The organism is Caballeronia terrestris, from assembly GCF_001544515.1.
GTDB classification, from domain to species: Bacteria; Pseudomonadota; Gammaproteobacteria; order Burkholderiales; family Burkholderiaceae; genus Caballeronia; species Caballeronia terrestris.
In genome coordinates this window covers 1-5,703 of sequence record NZ_FCOL02000155.1, presented here as the reverse complement: position 1 = coordinate 5,703, position 5,703 = coordinate 1, and the positions used below count along the sequence as shown (strand labels likewise).

Genomic DNA, 5,703 nt, shown 5'->3' with positions numbered 1-5,703 from the left:
GCAAGCACGATGTCCACTGGTGGTCATCGAGTTTCCTTCTCGCGTTAAAGCATGTCGAGCAGGATCAAGGGCTAGATTGCAACGCCAAGTCCAGGGGGTCGGTACCCGATACCCGCGCCTGAAATCTATGTCCAGCACTTATTGAGCCATACCTTACATTTTATTTACTAGGTCATTTTGATCGCGTAGTCTTTTGTATGCTGCGAGCCACTCTGCGGAGCGCAACGGCCTGAATGCCGATGTGCGTAAGCCCGTCGCGACGAGGACTTGTCCAGGTTTTGAGTCACACTTCCCAACCAATAGGACGAGTTCTCGTAGGCAGCCAAGCAATAACATGGAGCGGTTTTCTGATTGTCTGTTTGTGACTCGCCTTCAAGGGTTTTGCCGCGTTGCTGTTAGAGAGCGATTAACGCGGCGTGGCCGGGGGAATCCTGCTCGACAACGATGGCGGCCGGTTCGCGAAAGCGGGGCATCGAGAGGCGGTCGCTTGCCGAACGTCCGGTAAAGGCCGCGGGCGTATGACTCGATCGGCCGCGCAAGTCCTCAGTTGACGTCCGCAGTTGGCCGAACCCCGTCTGACATTGAACGGCCGACGTGGTCGGCCGTTGATCGCCCGCGTCGGCCAGCAGTCGCCCCTCCTCCCGACGTTGAACCCGATGCCACAACTGTGTCCGATGCCACAACTGTGGCAACTTTTAGTCTGCGGAAACCAATTCGTGCTCTTGAACGAGCCTGCGCGTCCTTGGCGAGACCGGCCAGAGTCGTTCGTCTGGCTTAATGTAGTGTCGCCGCAGCTCCGCAGCATCTCTTGAACTTCTTCCCGCTGCCACAAGGACATGGATCGTTGCGACCGACCTTCGGCGCGACGCGTCGAATCGTCGTGCCGAGGTCCCGCTCGTGAACGGCTTCCCGGTAAGGGAGCCAATAACGGTAGATCGCTGAGATATTCATCGGGATCTGTTTGGCCAGTTTTTCTCGTTGATCCGGCCAGCGAGTCAATGCTTCCTCCTCGGATATAACTTCCTCCGCACCGAGCAAATGTAAGGGACGAAGCAACTCGCGGCCTTGTGTTTCGTCGAACAACGGCTGCCAGTCCTGCTGGCATAGCGCAACGCCCTGCATAAATCCGTGTGCCCAGGGTTCGGCCTCAATATACTCCCGCGGGTCGTCGGGGTAGGTGACCGTATCGAACAACGGTTCGAACGCATCCGCATCGCCTTGCAGGATCCAGATGATTCCATTGTAATGCCGCAAGATCAGATCCAAGATGTGCTGTGCCTGCTCCGTCGTGTCGAACTGCGGCGCGTCCTCCACTTCCGGCCCCCATACACCGGGTAACCATTCACTGGGCTGCAAGTTCCTCGGCCCGATCACAACGGCGGTCAGGTATCCGTCCAGCATGTCGAGCATCATCGTTTCGTCAGACGTCGCATCGGACATCAGAAACTGATCGAGCTCGTCCATTTCGTCATCGGACAAGGGGGCCAACATTCGCAAGGAATTAGGAGGAGAGATCGGCACGGCTATAGGCGATGAAACGACATTCTACATCTCGCTCTTTTCTTTCCGGCCTGTGACTATCGCGGGGGTGGCTGTGCTCGACAATCTCCATAGCGGGAAGTTCGCGAAGAGAGAGGGGCACGCGCCCACGAATACGGCCTGGCCGATCAAGCAACCCTTATAACCGCGATGAATTGCCGCTTCATCGGTGGAAACGACGTCTGAATTCCGTGCGACGGTACGGACGAATGATGCTTCATGGCCGCGAGCCGCGGTTCACGATGCTCGCCGAAAGCTGCCAAAAGATGATCGCCACATCTCGGTGAAGGGCGGCTTTGCGGAGCCAGCACCCATCGGCAGCCGTCGGCCACGAGGCGTCATTGACCGCCGCCGTCGCGCGGGCACTCGGACGGTGGTTCCGACGTGCAAACAGTCGTTGGATTCTCAAAGGTGAACCTGGCTGCCTGAAGGGAGGGTCCAGAAGATGCGGCATCAAGGGCAGATCCGGGTAGTCGGAGGGATTTTCGCATGCTATAAGGATGAGGTCGCGCGTCGAATTCAATATGCGCGTGACGACTCATAACGCGGGACCCCTAGGAAAATCAGCAGATGGCAACCGGTACCGTAAAGTGGTTCAACGACGCAAAAGGTTTTGGCTTCATCACGCCGGATGAGGGCGGTGAAGATTTGTTTGCGCACTTTTCTGAAGTAAAGGCGGACGGTTTCAAGTCGCTGCAGGAGAACCAGAAGGTCAGCTTTGAAGTAAAGCAAGGCCCGAAAGGCAAGCAAGCGGCCAACATTCAACCGCTTTGAGCCTGTACGGTCGGCGGATCTGCTCGCAGGTGGTCCGACGTAAAGTGGTGGCCGCTGTTCATCTCGCCGCCTCCAAGAGGCACTACTCTCTGCCTTCACATGTAGGTGGCCTCGCGGGTCGAGCCGACGGCCCATCACTAGCGTGTCGTGAAATCACCTCGCCTGCGCTCCGTCGCAGCAGAAGCACATAGGACACAGCCTATCGGTCTCGTAGCGGACCGCGAGACGCCACCGTTTGCCGGATTCACGTTTCGGCAAGTTGCGGTGGCCAGACAATACATTCAGATTACCCGTCGCCACTCATTAGTTGCCACCATGTGCGCCACATCTTGAATTAACAGCAAAGAGCAAATCTCCCTGAATGGAAATTAAACAAGCTAGCCTTAAAGAACTGCTCGCACAGCATCAAGCTCTTCAGCAGCAGGTGACTGCGACACGCCAGCGTGAATCAGAAGTGGTCCTCGCCGGAATCGTACGCAAGATGCGTGAATATCAAATCAGCCTCGCGGATCTGATGGGTCGGGAGATTGAAAGCCAGAGAGTTACGACCGCCGCTGTGCCAAAGTATCGCGATTTGCGAAGCGGTGCCACATGGAGCGGTCGGGGACGGGCGCCGCACTGGATCGTCGACAAAAATCGGGACGATTTTCTCGTGAGCGCCTGACGTCAGATTGGTGCAAGCCTGATTTCGCGCGGCCGTTGCGAGCCGCGGTGCTTTTACATCCGACCCTCGGCTCACAGCAATACCGCTTGCTGCAACAGCTCCAGCGCTTTCAACTCATCCAATCGGCCCGTGCGTGCTTTGCCTGCCAGCGTCTTGATCAGCGCCTCCGCTATCGGTTCGATACCTTCGAGATTTTCCAAGCTCGTCACGGAAGTGAACCGGCCCGGCGGCATTGAGGGTAACTGCGGGACTGCAGCAGCCGAGATCTGCTCGAGCGCTGCGTCATTCTTCTTCCCAGTTGCGGGACTGGCAAGCTCAGCGGAGGGGGCGTTTATATGCTCTTGCAGGCTGACAACAGTCGCCTCTTTTGCAGGCGAAGCACTCGCTGGAACGGGTGGGCTTTCGGCATCGGACGTCGCACCCGCCCGAGCGCGCGCCCTCGCACCGGTCGACTTCGCTAGCACGTGCTCATTTGTTGGGCCCGTAGGCGGCTGTTGTGGCTTGACAGATGACTGACCGCGGGGAGCAGGAAGAAGCAAACGGGACACCGACTCGGGGATGTCTCCTTCCGAACGTGGTGTATCCAACCAGCCGGTTGGCAAAGCTAGGCGCTCTGTGAAACGATCCGCTTCGGCATCGTCCATGCGTTTCTTGCCGTGTAGCCGATGGGCCATGTTGGAACCGGTAAGCCCCATGAGCGCGCCAAGTTTCACCTTCGATCCATTTCGGGTCGTGAGCACGTGGAGGTTGGCGCGGCGGATAGTTTGAACATTCGCGCCGTCATTTACCGCCAGCGGCGGCCGTTGGTTCGTTTTTGCAGGGGTCTTGGATTTCGCTGGTGAGTCTTTTACAGGGGCAAGAGCGACAAGCTGCACCGCCGCACTTCTACGGCTCTGGACGAGCGTTGGCGATCCGCCAGTCGCTTTCTTTGGCATTTCCGGTTCCTCCAATACACGATTCTTAAGAAATGGCTGCTGGCTGACTTTGGGTGCGGGAGCCGGCTCTATTGTTTCGGACGCTACTTCTGGTTCGACGTCCGTTTGAACAAAGTCTAGTGGCAATTTCAAACGAGCGATGGTCTCAGCCGCGAGAACAGGATTGGGCTGGTCAAAGAAGCCGTGGGGCAAGCCCAGCGTGGTTTCCATGTGAAAGGCCGTTTCGGGCGTGAACCGCTCGCCCTTTATCAGTTCGGCCACTCGCGTCAGGTTTGAATCAAGCCCTAACGCGATATTTTCCGCGCCCACCGCATCGACTAGTAATTGGAACGATCGCGTCTTGAAAATGGAAGCGGTCTGAGTCAGGTCTCGCGCAGGAGATCCTTTCACATTTGATTGGCCCTGTCGGTTGGACGGCAATTTTCTGACGTGGCTCGGTTGGCGCTGACCGCTGCGTTGAGACCCCAAGTATCGCCCGCGCGATTGATTCATGAAGTAGGCTTCCTGCGCTAAGAGACTATTGTGCTTGGATTATAGACGAGGCGGCGTTGATGTTTGATTCATCAAGAGCTCTGCGGGTAGGGAAAGTGCGCCTTTTTGACAAGCCGTAGTGCGGTCCGATCGTCATGCGCAAGCCACTACCCGCGACGTGTTCATTAGTATTTCCGTTGGCTCGCTTTAGCGTACGCGCAGCGCGCTCGCGAGCCCGAAAACAAACAAACGCTTGCCGCCGAAGAGCGGCACACGATCTTTTTCAGCTTTGATTATTGAAGTGTGATCAACGGCGCTGTCCGCGGCATTCTGCACGGTGGCTCCATCTCATCGCTCTAGACTTAAGTCGAAACAGCACACCGCAGGTGTGTATCGGGTGCTTCGCTATGTGGAGGAGGACGGGGGGCTTCTGATCGGCCTGCGCCTCATGACCGAACGGCGGCGGACGCCGCGATAAAAAGTTCCCATGCCTGTCGCTCGGGGAACTTACGGCTCCACGAGCACGGTGAAATGGCGAAGAAGTGGGCCTAACTTCATGGCATCTGTCGGCTTTGCGCAGAATGCATCGAAACCGGACCCCTTTGCGCGGGCCAGATCGGCCTCAGTCGCCAATGCCGAATGTGCGATGAGCACCGTCTCTGACGTGCTTTCGATCTCTCGAAGCCTTACAGCGACCTCTAGCCCAGACATATCTGGCATACAGATGTCGAGTAATACGACCTGCGGCTGCCAGCGTGCGACCGCGTCAACGGCCGCGTTCCCGCGATAGGCGACCTGAGCGTCGAAACCGTCGAGCGCGAGTACCATGCTGATCGCGTCAGCGGTGTCTGCATAATCATCGACCACCAGAACGCGCGGAACGCGGGGCCCGACGCGCTTCCGTTTGGTCCATATCGTGCACTTCAGGAGCATGCCTGATTGATCGGCGGTCATGTCAAGTCCTGCAGAATCGCGACTCATTCTACCGCATGCAAGAGCGATTCCTCTGCGCATTGCAAGGGCACCCCGAATAGAAGCTACTCGCTGGCGAAAGAACCGTCTCATGACTTCTGGTTTATACGTCCACCGTCGACCAGTCGATGATCTGCATGGACAATAATGAGACGCCGCAATGTCTCGCAAGACTAGTGACTTCTCCATGCGTCTTGCGTTCTATCTGTCCGGTTTCGGCGCGGGTCCGTGCCGCTGAAACCATGCGCTGCTGCTTCCAACTATGCTTATTGAGAAATCGTCAAGAGTGGTGTACGCGGGGCGGTCGGCATAGTCAGGCGGCCAGCGCTTGAGGAGCCGGTGTGCTTT

Annotated in this window: 6 protein-coding genes; 2 read left to right on the top strand and 4 right to left on the bottom strand. The window is 57.4% G+C overall.

What is annotated here, in order from left to right:
- Positions 1-774 precede the first annotated feature (774 nt).
- On the bottom strand, positions 775-1,491 hold the full coding sequence (locus AWB67_RS34210; RefSeq protein WP_087660402.1) for a UPF0149 family protein: 717 nt from the start codon (positions 1,489-1,491) through the stop codon (positions 775-777).
- Between the two features lie 618 nt (positions 1,492-2,109).
- On the opposite strand from AWB67_RS34210, the gene AWB67_RS34205 reads away from it, so the two are divergent.
- Both AWB67_RS34205 and AWB67_RS34200 read left to right on the top strand, forming a co-directional pair.
- Positions 2,110-2,313, top strand: a complete 204-nt coding sequence (locus AWB67_RS34205) for a cold-shock protein (protein WP_087660401.1) — start codon at positions 2,110-2,112, stop codon at positions 2,311-2,313.
- A gap of 361 nt (positions 2,314-2,674) precedes the next feature.
- On the top strand, positions 2,675-2,977 hold the full coding sequence (locus AWB67_RS34200) for an H-NS histone family protein (protein WP_087660400.1): 303 nt from the start codon (positions 2,675-2,677) through the stop codon (positions 2,975-2,977).
- Between the two features lie 71 nt (positions 2,978-3,048).
- Here the strand turns inward: AWB67_RS34200 and AWB67_RS34195 are convergent, their stop codons facing one another.
- The 3 genes from AWB67_RS34195 to AWB67_RS34190 form a co-directional block, all read right to left on the bottom strand.
- A complete protein-coding gene (locus tag AWB67_RS34195; RefSeq protein WP_087660399.1) occupies positions 3,049-4,404 on the bottom strand; it encodes a hypothetical protein in 1,356 nt (451 codons plus the stop codon).
- A gap of 186 nt (positions 4,405-4,590) precedes the next feature.
- On the bottom strand, positions 4,591-4,719 hold the full coding sequence (locus AWB67_RS43110) for a hypothetical protein (protein ID WP_268808148.1): 129 nt from the start codon (positions 4,717-4,719) through the stop codon (positions 4,591-4,593).
- 171 nt (positions 4,720-4,890) lie between these two features.
- Positions 4,891-5,337 (bottom strand): response regulator, encoded by a 447-nt coding sequence (locus AWB67_RS34190; RefSeq protein ID WP_087660398.1) that lies wholly within the window; start codon positions 5,335-5,337, stop codon positions 4,891-4,893.
- Between the last annotated feature and the right edge of the window lie 366 nt (positions 5,338-5,703).

What these genes read in the sequence shown, in the direction of transcription:
- AWB67_RS34210 (WP_087660402.1), bottom strand. Translation starts at nt 1,491, where the DNA reads ATGTTGGCCCCCTTGTCCGATGACGAAATGGACGAGCTCGATCAGTTT.
- AWB67_RS34205 (WP_087660401.1), top strand. Translation starts at nt 2,110, where the DNA reads ATGGCAACCGGTACCGTAAAGTGGTTCAACGACGCAAAAGGTTTTGGC.
- AWB67_RS34200 (WP_087660400.1), top strand. Translation starts at nt 2,675, where the DNA reads ATGGAAATTAAACAAGCTAGCCTTAAAGAACTGCTCGCACAGCATCAA.
- AWB67_RS34195 (WP_087660399.1), bottom strand. Translation starts at nt 4,404, where the DNA reads ATGAATCAATCGCGCGGGCGATACTTGGGGTCTCAACGCAGCGGTCAG.
- AWB67_RS34190 (WP_087660398.1), bottom strand. Translation starts at nt 5,337, where the DNA reads ATGACCGCCGATCAATCAGGCATGCTCCTGAAGTGCACGATATGGACC.